Below are 18,733 nucleotides of genomic sequence, written 5' to 3'. Positions count from 1 at the left end.
CCGGGGAGCTCCCACCATGCACGTTCTGCTCTGCGAGGACGACGACCTGATCGCCAGCGGCATCTGCGCAGGCCTTACCGCCCAGGGCCTGACCGTCGACCGCGTGGCCAATGCCGCCAGCGCCCGGGCGTTGCTGCAGGCAGCGCAGTTCGATGTGATGATCCTCGACCTCGGCCTGCCCGACGAAGACGGCCTCAAGCTGCTACGCCGCCTGCGCCAGCAAGGCGAAACGCTACCGGTGTTGGTGCTGACCGCACGGGATGCGGTCACCGACCGGGTCGACGGCCTGCAGGCCGGCGCCGACGACTACCTGCTCAAGCCCTTCGACCTGCGCGAGCTGGCGGCGCGCCTGCACACCTTGCTGCGCCGGGTGGCCGGGCGGGCGGTGAATGCCATCGAGCATGGCCCGCTGCGCTACGACCCCAGCAGCTGCGAAGCCACCCTGGCCGGCCAGCCGGTCGACCTGTCGCGGCGCGAACAGGCGCTGCTCCAGGCACTGTTGCAGAACCCTGGGCGAGTGCTGTCCAGCGAGCAGCTCAAAGATTGCGTGTACGGCTTCAGCGACGAAGTGGAGAGCAACGCCCTGAACGTGCACATTCACCACCTGCGGCGCAAACTCGGCAACAGCATCGTCGAAACCGTACGTGGCCTGGGCTACCGCCTGGGCCCTGCGCAGGCCCCGGGTGAGGCTGCGTCATGAGCCTGCGGGTACGCCTGAGCCTGATCCTGGGCAGCGCCTTCATCATTATCTGGGTGTTGGCCGCCGCCTGGATGCTGCGCGACCTGCGCCAGCAGATGATGTTCTCTCTCGACCAGCGCCTGGTCGCCTCGGCGCGCATGGTTGCCGGGTTGGTCGACCAGCTTCCCCAACCGCTGGCCGCCAAGGGCGAAAGCGCCCATTTTTCCGCCGACCAGCTCAGCGTGCCGGACGGCATGGCCTGCCAGGTCAGTTCGCTGCGTGGCGAAATTCTGGCCAGCAACCACAAGCATGACGGCGCCATGGACGACCAGCGCAGCGGCTTCCGTGACCAGACCATCGATGGTGCGTTGTGGCGCACCTTCACCTACAGCCACCACGATGTGCGCATCACCACCGCCGACCGCCATATGGAGCGTGAAGCGCTCAACCAGTCGATTCTGCTGGCCGCTTCGGCGCCGGTGCTGATGGCCCTGCTCGGTAGCCTGGGGCTGCTGTGGATCGGCCTGGGCAAGGGCCTGGAACCGCTCAACCGCATGCGCGATGCCCTGCGCAAGCGGCGTGCCGACAGCGTGGAACCCTTGCAGGTGGCGGGCCTGCCCAGCGAACTGCAACCGCTGCTCGATACCCAGAACCAGCTGTTCCTGCGCATCGCCCAAACCATCGAGCGCGAGCGCCGCCTCACCGATGACGCCGCCCACGAACTGCGCAGCCCGTTGACCGCAATCAAAACCCACCTGCAGGTGGCGCGCATGACCGACGGCGCCGTGCGCGAGCAGGCCCTGGAACACGCCGAACAGGGCGCCGACCGCATGCACCGCACCTTGGAGCAATTGCTGATGCTGGCCCGGGTCGAGGGCAGCCTGTCGTTCGACGACGGCGTGCAGTGCAGCGCCGAGCAGGTGGCCCGCCAGGCCATGCAGGATGCCGGCGGCGGTGATAACCGGCGTATCGTGCTGCGCCTGCCCGAAGACGCCACGCGCATCTACCTGGGCATGCCGGCGCCGTTGGCGGTGGCGGCCCTGCGCAACCTGCTGGACAACGCCCTGCGCCATGGCGGCGATACCGAGGTGGAGCTGGCGGTGCAGTTGGCAGACGGGCAGGTCGGGTTCATGGTGCGTGACCATGGGCCGGGGATTGCCGAGGGCGACCTGCAGCACCTGACCGAACGCTTCTGGCGCCATGGCCAGAGTGGCGGCTGCGGGCTGGGGTTGGCGATCGTCCAGGCGATCGTGCAGCGTTGTGCTGGCAGTTTGCGGTTTGACAGCCGTAGCGATGGGTTGCGGGTGGTGTTGCAAGTGCCGGCGCGGTCGGTGGGTTGATCTTTGTTGCCTGTGCCGGCCCTTTCGCTTGTAGGAGCGGGCTTGCCCCGAGAAAGGGCCGACACAGGTGACGGAAAAATCCCACAATAACGGCTAAATCCTCCCCGCACCCAAGCGTTTCCCAAGCGATAACTGCCCATTCGCTTGTTTGCGAGGATTCACCCATGTCCACCGCTTCCAGCCTTGCCCAGGTCCCACCGGCCAGTGCGCCGCAGCCTTTGTATACCTTCACCGACTCGCCGCTGCTGCAACGCCAGCAGCAGCAGGAGTCCAACGCCCGCAGCTACCCTCGGCGCATCCCGCTGGCGCTCAAGCGCGCCCGTGGTATTCATGTCGAGGATGTCGAAGGCCGCCAGTTCATCGACTGCCTGGCCGGCGCCGGCACCCTGGCCCTGGGGCACAATCACCCGGTGGTGATCGAAGCGATCCAGCGCGTGCTGGCCGACGAGTTGCCCCTGCACACCCTGGACCTCACCACCCCGGTCAAGGACCGCTTCGTCCAGGACCTGTTCGGCATCCTGCCCGAGGCCCTGCGCCGCGAGGCCAAGGTGCAGTTTTGCGGCCCCACCGGCACCGACGCCGTGGAAGCCGCGCTCAAGCTGGTGCGCGGCGCCACCGGGCGCAGCACTGTGCTGGCATTCCACGGCGCCTACCATGGCATGAGCCAGGGTGCCCTGAGCCTGATGGGCAGCCACGGCCCCAAGCAACCGCTGGGCGCGTTGCTGAGCAGCGGCGTGCAGTTCATGCCATACCCCTACGATTACCGTTGCCCGTTCGGCCTGGGTGGTGAAGCCGGGGTCAAGGCCAACCTGCATTACCTGGAAAACCTGCTGCTCGACCCAGAGAGCGGCGTGCCGCTGCCGGCGGCGGTGATCCTTGAAGTGGTGCAGGGCGAGGGCGGGGTGATTCCGGCCGACATCGAATGGCTCAAAGGTGTACGACGCATCACCGAGCAGGCGGGTGTGGCGCTGATCGTCGACGAAATCCAAAGCGGCTTTGCTCGCACCGGGCGCATGTTCGCCTTCGAGCACGCGGGCATCGTGCCGGATGTGGTAACCCTGTCCAAGGCCATCGGCGGCAGCCTGCCGCTGTCGGTGGTGGTGTACCGCGACTGGCTCGACACCTGGAAGCCGGGCGCCCATGCCGGCACCTTCCGTGGCAACCAGATGGCCATGGCGGCAGGTTCGGCGGTGATCAACTACCTGGTCGAGCACCGCCTTGCCGATCACGCCGAGGCCATGGGGCAGCGCCTGCGTGGGCACCTGCAGCGGCTGCAACAGGACTACCCGCAGTTGGGCGATATCCGCGGCCGCGGCCTGATGCTCGGGGTGGAGTTGGTCGACCCGCAAGGCGCGCGCGATGCTCAAGGGCACCCCCCGGCCAACCGTGAACTGGCGCCGAAGGTGCAGCGTGAATGCCTCAAGCGCGGCCTGATTCTGGAACTCGGTGGCCGCCATGGGGCGGTGGTGCGCTTCCTGCCGCCGCTGATCATCAGCGCCGAGCAGGTCGACGAGGTTGCCCAGCGCTTTGCCGAAGCGGTGGCGGCGGCGGTCTGATGAAGCCGGGGGCCGCTTGGCGGCCCCCATTTTGGGCAGGCCCGTCGAGGCGCCTTGCCGTTACTCGAATGAGCGCCCGGCCCGCCAGTAGCCCATCAGTGTCAGGCACTCGCGCGGTAACCCGCGTTCCTTGATCAGGTAACGGCGAATCTCCATCACCGTTGCCGACTCCCCCGCGACCCAGGCATGGAACAGGCTGCCGGCAGCGCTGGCCTGCTCCCAGAGAATGCGCGTGTCGATATCCACGTCTTCCAGCCGCACGGCTGTGTCGGCCTGCCCCTGGGGCAGGCTGGCCAGTTCCCGCGCGGCATGCTGCATGGCCTGGCCCTGCTCGCACTGCAGCAGGTCGCGCGGCAACCAGTGCAGGCGGGTGGCAGGGCTGTGGCGCAAGGCCAGGCAGTCGCTTTCCAGCGGCACCTCGACAAAGGCCTCCACGGCCAGGCCCGGTTGGCTGTCGGCCAGTTGTTCAAGAATTCCGGCAATCGCCGGCAGCGCGGTTTCGTCCCCCATCAGCAGCACGTTGCGCACGCCTTTTGGCGGTTTCCACTCGTAGCCGCCAGGGTCGCCGGCATACGCAAGGTTCGGCGCGATCATCTGCAGGCGGTCACCGACCTGCGCCAGGCTCGCCCAGGCCGACGCCGGGCCATTGACGCCATGCAGCACGAAGTCCACATCGACCTCCAGCGCTTCGCGGCGCAAGGCGCGTATGGTGTAGGTGCGCATGGGTGGGCGTTGTGCGCTGGGCAGGGCACTGTGGGCTGCCTTCCAGTGGAGATCGTTGGGCAGGATGGGCAGCGAGCCATCAGGTGCTGGGAAGAACAGCTTGACCCGTTGGTCCGGCGCCAAGGTGTTCATCGCGGCCACATCCGGGCCGCTGAACACCAGGCGCGTCAACGACGGCGAAAGGCGGATGCGTGCTTTGAGTTGCAGGTCGAACAGGCGATAGGCGCTGGACATGCGAGGGTCCTTTTGCAGGGCGGCTTTCTCGGTAGACGAGCCGCCGCCCTGGCAAATTAGCGCCTGCTGCCCAGGTGCTTACCAGCCGCGCCCGGAATTGACCCAGAAATTCACCGACAGCGAGGTGGACACCGACTCCACCTGGTGGAACCAGCCCTCGGGCAGGAACAGCAGGTCGCCTGCTTGCAGCACTACGCGCAGGAACGGCACCTGGCGCGCTGCCGGGAAGCGTTGGTAGTCCGGGGCGTCGGGGTTGAAGTCGCAGCCATCGAGGCCGCCCTTGGGGCTGGTCGACCAGGTGCCCAGCGCCGGCCGGTGGTGCGGCGCGGCGAGGATGAACGACTTCTGCCCCCACACCTGGGCGAACAGGTTGTCGGCGTCATCACGGTGCAGCGGCGTGAGGGTGCCCTTGGGGCCGATCCAGATGCGCGGGGCAATGAACTTCTCGCGGTCGAAATACGGGGGATGGCGGATCAGCGTCAGCAGCTTCTCCGGCACGATGTTGTTACCCATGTAGGCCGGGGTTTCGCCGGGCTTGGCCGGGGTGTCCAACGAGGCGATGAACTCGGCCATGGAGGTGGAGCGAAAGTCGCGGTCGGTGGAGAAGGTCTTCTTCACGTAGTCGCCGTGCCGGGTGATGCCCTGCAATTCGGCGAAATGCTCAAGCGAGGCCTGGCGGCCCATGGTGAACAGCGGCCAGTCCTGCAAGGCATCGCTGATCACCACTGGCGTGCCGTGCTCCAGATAGTCGCGCTGAAAACGCGCCAACGGCATGTCGGCGCGGGCAATGCGCGGCACTTCGCGCGGTGCCGGTTGCGCGGCTGAAACCCGTTCGCTCAGGCGCGCCGGGGTTGGGTAGCGCTGGTTCATCGACACTTTGGTGGCTGCTGCGCCGCGCCGGGCATTGCTGATGATCTGCGGCAGCAGCGTGGCCAGGCCCATGTTGCCGGTGATTTTCAGGCGGGCGCTGGCGAACAGTTCCTCGACATTGGCGGTGCCGCCCATGATGCCGAGAAAGTCCCGCTCGGCCACTTCAATGGTGACGTCCGGGGTGCTGTGCCGGCCGCTGCCGGTGTGGCTGCTGTCGCCTACCTGCGACCAGAAAGCGCGGCCGGGGCCGAAGTCGAACTGAAACACGCCTTCGATGCCGACGGCATGGGCGTTGGCGAACAGTTTGCTGAGAATGCTCTGAAGGTCCACGGTCAAGCCTCGTCGGTCTTCCATTGTGCAGGGTTAACGAACACCGGCCGTGCCGATTTACCGCGTGCGTGGCTAATTTTCCGGGCCCTGGCTACGTCCCGTAGAAAAGACGGGCACACGCCCACGCGGGCGTAGGCGCGTACCTCTCACTGCAAGCAAGGATTCACTATGGCACTGCACCCCGATCTGGCGGCATTTCTGGAACTGGTCGAATTCGGCCGGCTCACCGGCCGCAGCCTGCCCATGCACATGATGGACGTTGCCCAGGCGCGGGCGGAGTTCGCTGCCAGTTCGCAAGTGCTCGACCCCAGCCCGCCCGGAGCTGTGGACACCCAGGCGTTGCAGTTCACGGCGCGCGACGGCGCCAGCCTGGCTGCACGCTTGTATCGCCAGGCGCCGGCGGGCGATGCCTTGCAGCCGGTGATTTTCTACCTGCATGGCGGTGGCTATGTCGTTGGCAGCCTTGAGTCGCATGATTCGGTGTGCCGGCGGCTGGCCTCGATGGGCGGCTTTGCGGTAGTGGCGGCGGATTATCGGCTGGCGCCGGAGCAGCCGTTCCCGGTGGCGCTGAACGATGTGTTGGATGCCGCCAACGGGCTGGCCGAGCGGGCCGCCGAGCTGGGCCTGGACAACCGTCGGGTGGTGTTTGCCGGTGACAGCGTTGGCGCGAGCCTGGCGGCGGTGCTGGCGATCACCGCCTGTGAGGAACCGGCCGCGCTGGCGATCAAGCCGGTGGCCCAGTTGCTGTTCTACCCGGTCACCGATATTTCCTGCCAGCGCGAGTCCCATCGCCGCCATGGCGAGGGCTACCTGCTGGAAACACCGACCCTGGAATGGTTCTACCAGCATTACGCACCTGAGCCTGCGCAGCGGCTCGATTGGCGTGCATCGCCTTTGCTGGCGAAGGTAAGCGGGCCTTTGGCGCCGGCCTACCTGGCGGTTGCCGAGTACGACCCGTTGCATGACGAAGGCATGGCCTATGCCAAGTGGCTGCAGGCCAGCGGTACCCAGGTGACGTGCCAGCGCCTGGAAGGGCTGACACATGACTTCCTGCGGATGTCGGGCATCGTTGGCCAGGTCGAGGACATCTACCGGGAGGTTGCCACCTGGCTGCACGCACGGGTGTGAGCCAGGGCGACGCCAGCCCGGGCTCAGGCGCCCGGGCGGCGGCGCAGCGTTTGCACAAGCCGGTCGACTTCGGCCTCCGTGTTCAGCAGCCCCGGTGCTGCGCGCACCACGGGGCCGGCATCGCGTGACACCGCATCGACGACGATACGCTGGGCATTGAGGTAGCGGGACACGTCGTCGGAGTCCTGGCCGTCGACCCGGAAGAAGCAGAAGCCTGCACTGTAGCGGGGGCTGGGCGGGGTTACCAGCTGCACGCCGGGCATGCCGGCGAGCTGATCCTTGAGGTAGCTGTTAAGGCCATGGATGCGTGCCTGGATCGCCGCCTTGCCCGTTTGCAGGTGAAGCTCGAACGCTTTGCCCAGGGCCCAGCGGTGCTCGAAGGCATGGTAGCCGCCCGGCGTCATGCTGGTGGCGAAGTCTTCGTTTTCAGAGAAGGTGGCGATGCTCGGGTTCAGCTGGCCGAGGTCGCTGGAAGCGGCGCAGATGATGCCTGTGCCGCGTGGGCCGAACATCCACTTGTGCGTGCCGGAGATGAAGTAGTCGCAGTTGAGGTCGGCGAAACGCATATCCTCGACGCCAAACCCGTGCACGCCATCGATGACGTAGACAATACGCTCGTGCTCGGCGCGCTGGCGGTTGACCTCGCGCACCAGGGCACCGATTTCCCCGACGGGCAGCTTCACCCCGCTGCCCGAGTGCACCCAGGTCATCCCCAGTACCCGGGTGTTGGGTTGGATGGCGGCGGCGAGGGTGCTCAGCACCTGGTCGGTACTGACCAGCCAGGGTTGTTCGAACAGCCGCAGCCTGCGCACGGCGATGCCATCGCGCTGGGTACGAAAGTTCATGGTCTGGCGCGCGGCATAGTGCTCGTGCACGGTGCTGAGAATTTCCTGGCCGGGGGCGATCTTCAGCCCGCCGTAGATTAGCCCCAGCCCCTCGGTGGTGCTGCCAGTGAGGGCGATCTGCCGAGGGTTCACCTCCAGGTAGCGCGCTGCTGACTCGCGCACGGCCGCCTCGTGTTTCCATTCCGAGTGGGTGTCCCAGTCGACCAGGCGTGCAGGGTGGCGGTCGAACGAGGCCCGGATGGCCTCGATCGCATCGCGTACCGGTTTGGGGTGGGAGGTGATGAGGAAGTTGGCGAAGTGCGCGTAGTTGGCGTCCAGTTCGAACAGCTTGCGAAAGGCCGCCCAGTCGCCGCTGCCGGCCGGTGGTGGCGACACGGCCTGGGCGCTTGCTGCCAACGGGTAGCCCAGCGGCAGGCTGGCGGCCAGCAGCCCGGCCTGCTTGAGAAAGGTACGGCGGTCGGTCATCGCGGGGCTCGTGTCAGCGGGATGAGGTGGTGGCCGGGTGGGCATCGGCTTGCACCTGTTGCCACACGCGCAGGAAATTGCCGCCCCAGAGCTTGCCGATATCGGCCTCCGAGTAGCCGCGGCTGATCAGCTCGGCGGTCACGTTGCGTGCTTCGCTGGCGTCATGCCAGCCCTCGATGCCGCCGCCTTCGTTGAAGTCGGAACTCAGGCCGACATGGTCGATGCCGACCTTGCGCACGGTGTAGTCGATGGCATCGCCGTAGTCCTTGAGGGTGGCGGGGGGCTCCTGGTCGAGGATGCCGTAGAGCTGGTTGGCGTACTGGCCGACCTTCTGTTCAGGCCAGCCGGCGATCACCGGGTCACCCGGCATCAGGGCATAGTTCAGGTTGGCCAGCGGCGGCAGGCTGTATTGCGCGCGCAGGGCGTTGAGCTTGTCCTGGGTGCCCTGGCTGAGCGGTTTGAGGTAGGTGGAGAAGGCCACCAGTTGAATCACCCCGCCCGAGTCCTTGATCAGCTGCATTTCCTTGTCGGACAGGTTGCGCGCGATGTCGACCATGGCCCTTGGCGCCGAGTGCGAGGCCACCACCGGTGCGCGGCTGAGCTGCACGGCCTGGGTCAGCGCCTTGGTGGACATCTGCGACACATCGATGATCACCCCCAGGTCATTGAGCCTTTGCACGGCCCGCTTGCCGATCGGCGACAGGCCGTCCAGGGCGTCGACGGTGTCGTTGAAGAACGGCAAGGGGCGCGAGGAATCGGCCCAGCTGTTGTTGCCGACATAGCTGAAGCCGAACATGCGCACACCGCGTGCAGCCCAGCGGTCGAGCTGGTCGAGGTCGTCGCCCAGGGCGTAGGCGTTGAGCATGCTGAGGAACACCGCAAACTTCCCTTCGCCGTGCAGGCGCCGCATGTCTTGCGGGGTGTAGGCGATGGCAACTTGTTCGGGGAAGTCGCGGACCATGGCGCTGATGGCGCTGTAGCGAACTTCCTGGGTGTGCTTGGCGGCCTCGACGAAACCTGCGGTAGGCCGGTGCGGGCCATCGTCGCCGGTCCAGGATTCCGGCCAGGCAAAGATCGTCAGCGCGGCGCCGGACAGGCGCCCGCGTGCGGCCTTGGCCAGGTCGAAACGGCCATTGCCGTCCTTGTCCGCTTCGCTGCCTTCGGTGCCGAAGGTCAGTGGCAGGGTGACATGGCTGTCGAACGAGATGATCCGTTCCTGCAGGTCCTGGGCCTGGCGCACCACGTCCCTGGGGTAGCCGCCAGGGGTCAGCAAGTAGTACCAGGCAGCAAACCCGGCGCCTGCGGTCACGGCCGCGGCCAGGCTGATGTACAGGGCTTTTTTCCAGCGTGGTGTCGTCATCTTGGTCTCAGTAGGTTCACCGTCGAAGGATGGGCGCAGAGGCCACCGCTACCAGCAGGGAACGAGCACCGCTGGCGGAAATTTAGCCTGTGGGGTGCACGGCGCAGGGCGGTTCGGCTGTGCTGCTGGCGGTAAATTTTGCTGGGCGGGCAACGTTTTAGCCTTGGACGGGCCGTGCCCCATGGCCGCTTTGAATGCACAGGTAGTTGCAATGACGATTTCTCGACGCGGGTTCATCGCCGGTGTGGCACTGACGGGTGTGGTGGTGCCGGGCGCGCTGTACATGCAGCGCCAGCGGGCCGCCGCCGAAGAATTCCCGGAGACCCCTGGCGAGGCCGTCGTCGAATTGGCCGATACCTCGCACCGGCAGTTGGGCGACACCCTGCGCGGGGTTTGGCGCTGGACCTTGCAGGGCAAGGATGCCGGCTTGCCGGGCTTGCCAGCCGGCGAGCTGGAACTGTTTCTGGATGTTGCCCCCAGTGGTCGCGGGTTGCGCGGCTACCTCGATACGCCAGAGCGCCTGCGCGCCGAACAGGAGCCGCGCTACCGGGTGGTGGGCGACCTGTTGGCCGACACGCTTGCCCGCACCCCCGGCACTGTGCGTTGGCGCCTGGTGTCGACGCAGCCGGGTGATACACAGGCGCAGTTCGAGTGCCATGTGGTACTCGACCAGGTCTGGGGGCGCTTCGGCAATGCCGGCCCGGCCACCCTCAACGGGCGGATCGCCCGGCTCGACCGGCCGTTGACCCTGCCAATCGAGGACAACCAGTTCCTGGCACTGAAGCGGACGTTCCCCGAGGCCCGCGAGCGCACCCCGTTGTCGCCGGCCTTGCTGGCCTGGCTGGTTGCGCCGGAACATCGCCTGTTCCATCAGCTCTGGCATGCCTCGCGTGACAAATGGCACAAGCTCGACGAAGACAAGCACAACGCCTTGCGTGGCCTTGGCTGGCAGCCTGGGCCGCGTGAGCGTGAACGCGATGCGCGTGGTCGGCACAAGGACCGCAACGGCTCGGGCGAGGACTTCTTCTTCATGCATCGGCACATGCTTGGCAGTGCCCGTGCCCTGCAAGCGCTGCCGTCATGGTCGCGCTTCCCGTTGCCGCAGCCGGAGCTGGAGCGCGACCGCGCGGGTTTTGCCCGCTATTTCGACAACCACGACGGTAACGCCTTGCCCCCCACCTGGCTGGCGCAGGGGGATGCGGATTACACCCAGTGGGTGCGTGACATCAAGGACCCCGACACCTTTCATGGCAACTTCCAGGTGTGGGAGTCACGGTATACCGACCCGGACTACCTGAGCCGGTTGACCCTCGGGCAGTTTGGCTCGGAGGTGGAACTGGGCCTGCACGATTGGCTGCACATGCGCTGGGCATCGGTGCCACGTGACCCTTCCAATGGCATGCCGGTGCCAACGGCGCGCTCCCCCGATGATTTCGCCGCACGCTGGTTCGAGCCGGCCAACGACTTTCTCGGCGACCCGTTCTCGTCCCACGTCAACCCGGTGTTCTGGCATTTCCACGGTTGGATCGATGACCGCATCGAAGACTGGTTCCGTGCCCATGAGCGGGTTCACCCCGGTGAGGTGCGGCGCCTGGAGGTCAATGGCGTGCAGTGGTTCGCGCCTGGGCGGTGGGTGGAGGTGGCCGACCCGTGGCTGGGGCCCGATACCCACGGCTGCTCGACGGTGCCCGGCCTGCGGCCTGGGCGCAGTGTCGAGATGGACCCGGAAACCATGAAGCTGGCACTGCGTATCATCTACAGCCAGGAGGAGCTGTTCGCCAAGCTGCAGCCCAAGGTGCCCAGACGGCCCTGGTACGCACGCAACCTCAAGGTGGCGCGCCGCTAGCGCCGAAACCTGCCAAGGGCTGCGCAAGCAGCCCTTGGCGTTTCAGGCGCCGCTAGCCAGTTGCGGCGCCTGCCAGCCGCCGCCCAATGCCTTGTACAGCGCCACGCTGCCCTGCAGGCGGGCCAGGCGCAGTTGCACCTGCCGGTCCTGGGCAAGGTACAGGGTGCGCTGGGTTTCCAGCACGCTCAGCAAGGTTTCGGCACCGGCGCCGTAGCGCTGCTGGGCCAGCTCGAAGGCCAGCCGTGCCTGTTCCACTTCCTGGTCCTGCCAGCTGCGCTGGCGCTCCACGCCGTGAATGGCGTTAAGGGCTTTCTCGACGTCGGCAAAGCCTGCCAGGATGCTGCTGCGGTAGGTTTCCAGCAACTCGTCCTGTTCGGCTTCGGCCAGGGCATATGCGGCGCGTAAACGGCCGTTGTTGAAAATCGGCGCCACCAGGCCGGAGGTCAAGGTGTAGTAGCTGCTGTCGAACACGTCGGCGAAGGTATTGGCGCCGACACCGAGGTTGGCGCCAAGTACCAGCTTGGGCAGCATGGCTGCCCTGGCCACCTGCACGTTGGCGCTGGCAGCTGCCAGGCGCGCCTCTGCGGCGGCGATGTCGGGTCGCCGCGCCAGCAGTTCGCTGGGCAGGCCGCTGTCGATGCGCGGCCATTGTACGGCGGCGAGTGTTTCGTGGCTGGCAGGCAGGCTTTGCACCGGGGCGCCGAGCAGCGTGGCCAGGGTGACCTGGCTGTCCTGCCATTGCTGTTCGAGCAGCGGTACCTGGCGCTCCTGGGCGGCCACCAGGCTGCGTTGCTGGGCCAGTTCCAGGCGCGTGGCGGAACCCGCACGCTGGCGTGTCTCGACCAGCTTCAGCACGTCCTGGGCGTTGCGCAGGTTCAGCCGTGCGATGCGCAGTTGTTCCTGCAGGGCCAGGCCTTGCAGGTAGCTGTCGGCCACCGCGCTGAACAGGGTCAGCTCCACGGTCTGGCGGTCGAAGCGGCTGGCGTCGAGGGCATGCAGGGCGCTTGCCCGGGCCGCCCGCAAACCGCCCCAGAAGTCGAGTTCGTAGCTGGCGGTCAATTGCATGCCGAATGACGTGCTGGTCGGGGTTTGCCGGCTGACGTCCAGCTGGTCGTAGCCGTCGCCGTGCAGCAGGCGCTGGCGGCTGCCGTCCAGGCCGAACTGCAGCTCCGGCAGCAAGGGCGCGCCGGCCATCACCGAACGGGCCTGGGCCTGGCGTACCCGCGCCGTGGCGGCGGCCAGGTCGTGGGCGTCATGCCGGGCACGCTCGATCAACTGCTCAAGTTCAGGGCTTGCGAATTCACGCCACCACTGGTCCGAGGGCAGGGTGGCCTGGGTTTGGGCGATGTCCCCTTGCCAGCGCGCAGGGGCATCGATGCCGCTGGCGGGGGTAGGGGGCAGGCTGCAGGCGGCGAGGGCCAGGTACAGGGACAACAGGCTGAGGCGACTTGGCAGTGTCATGGATTATTCGCTGGTAAGGGCTTTGACCGGATCGAGTCGGGCGGCTTTGCGTGCCGGCATGAAGCCGAACACGATGCCGGTGGCGACAGCGCAGGCGAAGGCGCCGAGCATGGCCGGCAGGGCGAAGGCCACTGCCACCTTGGCCAGCATCAGCCCGGCACCGACGGCCAGTGCCAGGCCGATGCCGGCCAGGCCGCCGACCATCGACAGCATCACCGCCTCGCTGAGAAATTGCCGCAGGATGTCGCGCTGGCGAGCCCCGGTGGCCATGCGGATGCCGATTTCACGGGTGCGTTCGCGCACGGTCATGAGCATGATGTTCATCACGCCGATGCCGCCCACCAGCAGCGAGATCGCAGCGATGGCGCCAAGCATCAGCGACAGGCTGTTCTGGGTGTGGGCCTCGGCCTGGATCAGCGCGGCGTCGTTGGTCAGCTCGAAGTCGCGCCGGCCCTGGTGGCGTTGCAGCAGCAAGTGGTCGATGGCCGCTTCGGTTTCCTTGACCCGGGCCGAGTCCAGCGCAGCCACGGTGATGTAGTCCGGGTCGCGCTGGCCAAACAGGCGGGTCGCGGCGGCCGAGTAGGGCACCGCGATGCGCCCGTCGCTGTCCTGGTCGCCGGAGCTTGCGCCTTTGCCAGCCAGCACGCCGACGACCTGGAAGGGCACGTTGCCGATCAGGATGTACTGGCCGATCGGGTCCTGGGTGGGGTCGAGCATCTTGTCCCGCACCTTCTGGCCGATCACCGCCACGGCTGCACCGTTGGCATCGTCGGCGTCGGTGAAGAATGCGCCTTCGACGGCGGGCCAGTTGAAAATTTCCGGGAACCAGGTGTTGTTGCCGCCCACGTAGAAGCGCTGGCCGTTGTTGCCATGGCGCACCATGGTCTTCGCGCCGATGATCGGCATGATGTGCTTGACCTGTGGCAGTTGGCCAATGGCGGCGACATCGTCGAGGCTGATGGTGCCGGCCGGCTCGCCGAGTGAAGCGGGCTTGCCGTTGAGGAACAGGATATTGGAGCCAAACGCCGCCATCTGCGCCATGACCTGGCGCTTGCTGCCTTCGCCCACGGCCAGCATGACCACGACCGAAGCAACGCCGATGATGATGCCGAGCAGGGTCAGGGCCGTGCGAAAGCGGTTCACCCACATCACGCGCCAGGCGGCCTGCAAGGCTTCGACCAGCTCGCCTTTCCAGGCGCCAGCCAGGGATGCACCGCGGTCCAGGCGCTGGCGCAAGTCGTTGGCCTGCAGCCCCTGGTCGGTCGCGGCGGGTGGCGTGTGGTTGGCCGAGTCGCTGATGATCAGGCCATCGCGAATCTCGATGACCCGCTGGGCCCGGGCCGCCACCTCGCGGTCGTGGGTGATGAGGATGATCACGTGGCCTTGGCTGGCCAACTCGTCGAGCAAGGCCATGACTTCGGTGCCGCTGTGGCTGTCGAGTGCACCGGTGGGTTCGTCGGCCAGAATGATATGGCCGCCGTTCATCAAGGCGCGGGCGATCGATACCCGCTGCTGCTGGCCGCCGGAAAGCTGATGCGGGCGGTTGCCGCTGCGGCTGGCCAGGCCCAGGCGCGCCAGCAAGGCGCTTGCCCGGGCATGGCGTTCGCTGGCGGGCATGCCGGCGTAGATCGCTGGCATTTCAACGTTTTCCTGGGCCGAGCCCGACGGGATCAGGTGGTAGCCCTGGAACACGAAACCGAACGCCTCGCGGCGCAGCCAGGCCAGTTCGTCGCTGCCAAGCGTGGCCACGTCCTTGCCGGCAAAACGGTAGTGACCGCTGGTGGGGCGGTCGAGGCAGCCGAGGATGTTCATCAAGGTCGACTTGCCGGAGCCGGAGGCGCCGACGATGGCGACGAATTCGCCCGGCTGGATGCTCAGGCTGATCCCGCGCAGCACATCAACCTTCGGGCTGTCGACGCCGCCATAGGACTTGCGGACATCGACCAGTTCAATCAGGGCTTCAGGCATTTAACCTCCACTGGCGCCAGGGGCGCCGATCAACAGCCGATCGCCTTCGCTCAGGCCATCGAGTACCTGCACCCGCAGGCGGTCGCTGAGGCCGGTACGAACCTGACGCTGCTCGATTTGCCCGTGCTCATCGAGCACCCGCGCCAGTTGCTGGCCATTGCGTTCGTCCAGCGCTGCCAGGGGCACGGTCAGCACCTGGCTGGCTTGGCCGGCCACGAAGAACACCTGGGTGGTCATGTCGGCCATCAGCGCGCCGTCGGGGTTGTCGACATCAAGCAGCACGGTGTACTGCACCACTTGGCTGCCGGTGGTGCCATTGGCCGCGCTGGCCGGGCTGCCGCCACCCTGGCTGGCTTGCTCCAAGGGCTTGGGAGGGATCGGCAGAATCTGCCGGACCGTGCTGGTCCAGCGTCGCTTGCCGCCGGCCAGGGTGGTGAAGTAAGCACCCATGCCAGGTTTGACCTTGCCGATATCGGCCTCGGACACCTGTGCCCACACCGTCATCGGCGACAGTTTGGCGATGCGCAGGATCAGCGGTGTGCGTTGCTGGGCGTTGAGGGTCTGGCCTTCGCGGGCATCGACGGCGACCACCGTGCCGTCCATGGGGGCATAGATCCGGGTGTACCCCAGTTCCGCCTCATCGCTGCGCAGGCTCGCCTGCGCCTGGCGGATCTGCGCCTGGAACATCTCGATGCGTGCCTGGGTGACCTTGAGCTGCGCATCGGCGGCCTGCACGTCTTCCTCGCGGGTGGCACCTGCGGCAGCAAGGTCACGCTGGCGTTTGAGCTGCTGCTGGGCCAATTGCAACTGGGCACGTTGCTCGGCCAGTTGCGCCTTGAGGTTGTCGATCGAGAAACGCCCGGCATCGAGCCTGGCCTGTTGGGTGGAGGGGTCGATTTCGACCAGCAATTGGCCCTGGTGCACGGTGTCACCGACTTCCACGTGGAGTTTGCGGATCTGCCCCGAGGCCTGGGCGCCGACATCCACGTAACGTCGTGGTTGCAAGGTACCCAGTGCGGTCACGCTGCTTTCGATATCGGCTCGGGTAACCGCTACGGTGGCCGCCGAGCCGGCGTCTGACGGCAGGCTCTGCCAGGCGAGCAGGCTGCCCAGGCCAAGCAGGCCCAGGCCCGTGAGAAGGAGCCGGCGGCGGGGGGAGGTTAAAGGACTCATGCGGACTTCCAGCCAGGAGGTAAAGACCAAGCGCTGCGATTCGCGGTGCGCACGGAGGTCCCCGATAGACGAAAGCGGTTCCGGTGGATTTAGCCAGACAGTGGCGCGGGGGCTTGTTGCTGAGAATGGTTATAATTTGTAAGATCGCACACTGATATCATCCAGTCCCTCTGCCGAGCTGGTTTGGGCTTACAGGACGTTCTCAGGTGTCGTTGTGGAACATTACTATCGCGAACTGGTGAGTTTCCTTTGCGCACGCCTGGGCAGTCGTCAGGCGGCGGAGGACGTTGCCCACGATGCTTACTTAAGGGTGCTGGAGCGCACCGAGGGTGAGCAGATCGAGCATCCGCGCGCCTTCCTCTACCGCACGGCCCTGAACCTTGTGGTCGACCGCCACCGGCGGCATCAGGTGCGCCAATGCGAGCCACTGGAAGTGCTCGACAGCGACGACCGCTGGCAGGTGCCGGGGCTCTCCCACGAACTGCAGCTCGACCGGCGCCTGAACCTGATGCAGCGCGCGCTGGACGAACTGCCCCCGGCCTGCCGGGAAAGTTTCCTGCTGCGCAAGATCGAAGGCATGTCGCACCCGCAGATCGCCCAGGCCCTGGGCATTTCCCGCAGTTTGGTGGAAAAGCACATCGTCAACGCCATGAAGCATTGCCGGATACGCATGCGCCAGTGGGAAAGCTGAACAGGCGCCAAGGGCCGTGTGAAAATTCTGTGTACTGGCCACTTGATTTCTCACTGTTTCCCGACAACTATCTACATTGACCCCTCCAGGAAATGGCCTGGTGGTTGCCTGTTGCTGGCGCAGTTTGGTCAGGGAGCGTGCCCTTATTACTCCAACTGCCCAGGTCCGCCCATGACGAACAAGACGCTGCGCATCCTGATCGCCGATGAGCATCCCTACCAGCGCTTGCAGCTGGAAAAGCTGCTCAATGGCCTGGGTTACTACCGCATTGCCCCCGTTAATTGCTTCGAAGAGCTGCAGCGCCTGGTGCAGAGCGCCTTGCAGCCGTTCGACCTGCTTTTGGGCAACATCGAGCTGGCCAGCCACGCCGGGGTAGACCTGGCGCGGTTCTGCCGGGTCAGCACGCAGATCCAGCATGCCTTGCTGTACCACTCGCAGCACCTGAAGGTGCCGGTGGTGCCACCCACCGAGCGCGAGGCGGTGAGCCTGAGCCTGCCGCAGGCGCCGGACAGCGAGGCGCTGGAGTCGTTCATGGCGATCATCGACGGCCCGGTGCTGGTCGGCAAGATCGCCTTGCCAGCAGGCCTTGGCAGCAGCGCGGCCTACACCCGCAAGCACAGGAACTTCGGGCAGACGGTGTTCAGCCGTTAGGGGCGGTGGGCAGGCTTTTGCTATCCTCTTGCCCTTTGCCGATTCTGCGGACCCTGCCATGACTGCCATCGATACCGCACGCCCGCCCCGGTTCAGCCGCGGCGACCACCGGACCCTGGGCCTGGCGGCACTGGGCGGCGCGCTGGAAATCTATGATTTCATCATCTTCGTGTTCTTTGCCCTGACCCTCAGCCAGCTGTTCTTCCCGCCGCAAATGCCCGAGTGGCTGCGCCTGTTGCAGAGCTTCGGGATCTTTGTCACCGGCTACCTGGCGCGGCCACTGGGCGGCATCTTGATGGCCCACTTCGCCGACCACCTGGGGCGCAAGCGGGTGTTCAGCCTGAGCATCCTGATGATGGCCTTGCCGTGCCTGCTGATCGGGGTGATGCCGACCTACGCCGATATCGGCTACGCGGCGCCGTTGATCCTGCTGGCGCTGCGCATTCTGCAGGGGGCAGCGGTGGGCGGCGAGGTGCCGAGCGCCTGGACCTTCGTCGCCGAGCACGCGCCGCCCGGGCGCCGGGGGTATGCCCTGGGCTTCCTGCAGGCGGGGTTGACCTTCGGTTACCTGCTTGGGGCGCTGACGGCGACGCTGCTGGCCCAGCTGTTCACGCCCCAGGAAATTCTCGACTACGCCTGGCGCTACCCGTTCCTGCTGGGGGGCGTGTTTGGCGTGATCGGCGTATGGCTGCGCCGCTGGCTCAGTGAAACGCCGGTGTTCCTGGCCTTGCGCGAGCGCCAGGCGCAGCCGGTGAAGTTCCCGTTGCGCCAGGTACTGGCCGAACACCGCGCGGCGCTGATTCCGGCGGCCTTGTTGACCTGCGTGCTGACCTCCGCCGTGGTGGTGCTGGTGGTGATTACCCCCACGGTGATGCAGCAGCGCTTTGCCATGACGGCGGGGCATACCTTCGCCCTGAGCAGCGTGGGTATCGTGTTTCTCAATATTGGCTGCGTGCTGGCCGGGCTGCTGGTGGACCGCGTGGGGGCGTGGCGTGGGCTGATGGTCTACAGCTTGCTGCTGCCACTGGGTATCGGCGTGTTGTACGCAAGCCTGGTGGGGCAGTGGGGCATGACGTGGCTGGCCTATGCGCTGGCTGGCCTTGCCTGTGGTGTGGTGGGGGTGGTGCCTTCGGTGATGGTGGGGCTGTTCCCGGCCGAGATTCGGGTGTCGGGTATTTCCTTTACCTACAACGTGGCTTATGCGTTGTGGGCCAGTACCACGCCGTTGGCGCTGATTGCGCTGATGCCGTGGAGCCCGTGGGTGTGTGTGGGTTTTTGCCTGGTCATGGGCACGGTTGGGTTGCTGACGGCCCTGTATTTCGGGCATCGGGGTCGGCGGGGCGCCTCAGAAACATCGCGAGCTTCGCTCGCTCCTACGGGATGCACACGCTCCCGCTAGGCGCGCCGCAATCC

The 18,733-nt window shown here is 66.4% G+C and carries 15 protein-coding genes; 8 read left to right on the top strand and 7 right to left on the bottom strand.

All coding sequences use genetic code 11. The annotated features are described in order from the left end of the window. Positions 1-16: 16 nt before the first annotated feature. The 3 genes from F3J44_RS12930 to F3J44_RS12920 all read left to right on the top strand — a co-directional run bounded on the left by F3J44_RS12930 (position 17) and on the right by F3J44_RS12920 (position 3,575). Positions 17-700 carry a response regulator transcription factor gene (locus F3J44_RS12930; protein ID WP_167272924.1) on the top strand — a complete coding sequence of 228 codons (684 nt, stop codon included), beginning with the start codon at positions 17-19 and terminating at the stop codon, positions 698-700. Then, entirely contained in the window at positions 697-2,019 is a 1,323-nt protein-coding gene (locus F3J44_RS12925) for an ATP-binding protein (RefSeq protein WP_167272922.1), read from the top strand. Before F3J44_RS12930 ends, F3J44_RS12925 begins: the two co-directional genes overlap by 4 nt. 164 nt (positions 2,020-2,183) lie before the next feature. Further along, on the top strand, positions 2,184-3,575 hold the full coding sequence (locus F3J44_RS12920) for an aspartate aminotransferase family protein (protein WP_167272919.1): 1,392 nt from the start codon (positions 2,184-2,186) through the stop codon (positions 3,573-3,575). A gap of 60 nt (positions 3,576-3,635) precedes the next feature. Here F3J44_RS12920 and F3J44_RS12915 read toward each other — a convergent pair whose 3' ends face one another. Then, on the bottom strand, positions 3,636-4,532 hold the full coding sequence (locus tag F3J44_RS12915; RefSeq protein WP_167272917.1) for a siderophore-interacting protein: 897 nt from the start codon (positions 4,530-4,532) through the stop codon (positions 3,636-3,638). A 78-nt stretch (positions 4,533-4,610) separates the two neighbouring features. After that, positions 4,611-5,732, bottom strand: coding sequence for a cupin-like domain-containing protein (locus F3J44_RS12910; protein ID WP_167272915.1), 1,122 nt, complete (start codon positions 5,730-5,732; stop codon positions 4,611-4,613). Between the two features lie 168 nt (positions 5,733-5,900). Between F3J44_RS12910 and F3J44_RS12905 the strand changes: the two genes are divergently transcribed. Next, positions 5,901-6,860, top strand: coding sequence for an alpha/beta hydrolase (locus F3J44_RS12905; RefSeq protein WP_167272912.1), 960 nt, complete (start codon positions 5,901-5,903; stop codon positions 6,858-6,860). 23 nt (positions 6,861-6,883) lie between these two features. On the opposite strand, the gene F3J44_RS12900 is transcribed toward F3J44_RS12905, so the two are convergent. Both F3J44_RS12900 and F3J44_RS12895 read right to left on the bottom strand, forming a co-directional pair. Further along, entirely contained in the window at positions 6,884-8,170 is a 1,287-nt protein-coding gene (locus tag F3J44_RS12900; protein ID WP_167272910.1) for an aminotransferase class V-fold PLP-dependent enzyme, read from the bottom strand. Between the two features lie 13 nt (positions 8,171-8,183). Next, positions 8,184-9,530 (bottom strand): dipeptidase, encoded by a 1,347-nt coding sequence (locus tag F3J44_RS12895; protein ID WP_167272908.1) that lies wholly within the window; start codon positions 9,528-9,530, stop codon positions 8,184-8,186. A 211-nt stretch (positions 9,531-9,741) separates the two neighbouring features. Here F3J44_RS12895 and F3J44_RS12890 point away from each other — a divergent pair, with 211 nt between their 5' ends. Beyond that, complete coding sequence (locus F3J44_RS12890; RefSeq protein ID WP_167272905.1) at positions 9,742-11,376, top strand: PvdJ/PvdD/PvdP-like protein; 1,635 nt, start codon at positions 9,742-9,744, stop codon at positions 11,374-11,376. Between the two features lie 42 nt (positions 11,377-11,418). Here the strand turns inward: F3J44_RS12890 and F3J44_RS12885 are convergent, their stop codons facing one another. From F3J44_RS12885 to F3J44_RS12875, 3 genes are read right to left on the bottom strand one after another with little or no spacing between them, the layout of a single operon-like run. Next, a complete protein-coding gene (locus F3J44_RS12885) occupies positions 11,419-12,837 on the bottom strand; it encodes an efflux transporter outer membrane subunit (RefSeq protein ID WP_167272902.1) in 1,419 nt (472 codons plus the stop codon). 3 nt (positions 12,838-12,840) lie between these two features. Further along, positions 12,841-14,805 carry a MacB family efflux pump subunit gene (locus tag F3J44_RS12880; RefSeq protein WP_167272900.1) on the bottom strand — a complete coding sequence of 655 codons (1,965 nt, stop codon included), beginning with the start codon at positions 14,803-14,805 and terminating at the stop codon, positions 12,841-12,843. Continuing rightward, on the bottom strand, positions 14,806-15,978 hold the full coding sequence (locus tag F3J44_RS12875) for an efflux RND transporter periplasmic adaptor subunit (protein ID WP_167272897.1): 1,173 nt from the start codon (positions 15,976-15,978) through the stop codon (positions 14,806-14,808). Between the two features lie 214 nt (positions 15,979-16,192). Here F3J44_RS12875 and F3J44_RS12870 point away from each other — a divergent pair, with 214 nt between their 5' ends. The 3 genes from F3J44_RS12870 to F3J44_RS12860 all read left to right on the top strand — a co-directional run bounded on the left by F3J44_RS12870 (position 16,193) and on the right by F3J44_RS12860 (position 18,719). Continuing rightward, a complete protein-coding gene (locus F3J44_RS12870; RefSeq protein ID WP_167272894.1) occupies positions 16,193-16,669 on the top strand; it encodes a sigma-70 family RNA polymerase sigma factor in 477 nt (158 codons plus the stop codon). A 171-nt stretch (positions 16,670-16,840) separates the two neighbouring features. Continuing rightward, positions 16,841-17,320, top strand: coding sequence for a histidine kinase (locus F3J44_RS12865; RefSeq protein ID WP_167070362.1), 480 nt, complete (start codon positions 16,841-16,843; stop codon positions 17,318-17,320). Between the two features lie 58 nt (positions 17,321-17,378). Further along, complete coding sequence (locus tag F3J44_RS12860) at positions 17,379-18,719, top strand: MFS transporter (RefSeq protein ID WP_167272892.1); 1,341 nt, start codon at positions 17,379-17,381, stop codon at positions 18,717-18,719. Positions 18,720-18,733: the final 14 nt, after the last annotated feature.

The organism is Pantoea sp. Tr-811 (assembly GCF_011752535.1).
Classification (GTDB): domain Bacteria; phylum Pseudomonadota; class Gammaproteobacteria; order Pseudomonadales; family Pseudomonadaceae; genus Aquipseudomonas.
This window is presented reverse-complemented; position numbering and strand designations above follow the sequence as displayed.

Coding starts and splice junctions, on each gene's coding strand:
- F3J44_RS12930 (WP_167272924.1), top strand. CDS start 17: ATGCACGTTCTGCTCTGCGAGGACGACGACCTGATCGCCAGCGGCATC.
- F3J44_RS12925 (WP_167272922.1), top strand. CDS start 697: ATGAGCCTGCGGGTACGCCTGAGCCTGATCCTGGGCAGCGCCTTCATC.
- F3J44_RS12920 (WP_167272919.1), top strand. CDS start 2,184: ATGTCCACCGCTTCCAGCCTTGCCCAGGTCCCACCGGCCAGTGCGCCG.
- F3J44_RS12915 (WP_167272917.1), bottom strand. CDS start 4,532: ATGTCCAGCGCCTATCGCCTGTTCGACCTGCAACTCAAAGCACGCATC.
- F3J44_RS12905 (WP_167272912.1), top strand. CDS start 5,901: ATGGCACTGCACCCCGATCTGGCGGCATTTCTGGAACTGGTCGAATTC.
- F3J44_RS12900 (WP_167272910.1), bottom strand. CDS start 8,170: ATGACCGACCGCCGTACCTTTCTCAAGCAGGCCGGGCTGCTGGCCGCC.
- F3J44_RS12895 (WP_167272908.1), bottom strand. CDS start 9,530: ATGACGACACCACGCTGGAAAAAAGCCCTGTACATCAGCCTGGCCGCG.
- F3J44_RS12890 (WP_167272905.1), top strand. CDS start 9,742: ATGACGATTTCTCGACGCGGGTTCATCGCCGGTGTGGCACTGACGGGT.
- F3J44_RS12885 (WP_167272902.1), bottom strand. CDS start 12,837: ATGACACTGCCAAGTCGCCTCAGCCTGTTGTCCCTGTACCTGGCCCTC.
- F3J44_RS12880 (WP_167272900.1), bottom strand. CDS start 14,805: ATGCCTGAAGCCCTGATTGAACTGGTCGATGTCCGCAAGTCCTATGGC.
- F3J44_RS12875 (WP_167272897.1), bottom strand. CDS start 15,978: ATGAGTCCTTTAACCTCCCCCCGCCGCCGGCTCCTTCTCACGGGCCTG.
- F3J44_RS12865 (WP_167070362.1), top strand. CDS start 16,841: ATGACGAACAAGACGCTGCGCATCCTGATCGCCGATGAGCATCCCTAC.
- F3J44_RS12860 (WP_167272892.1), top strand. CDS start 17,379: ATGACTGCCATCGATACCGCACGCCCGCCCCGGTTCAGCCGCGGCGAC.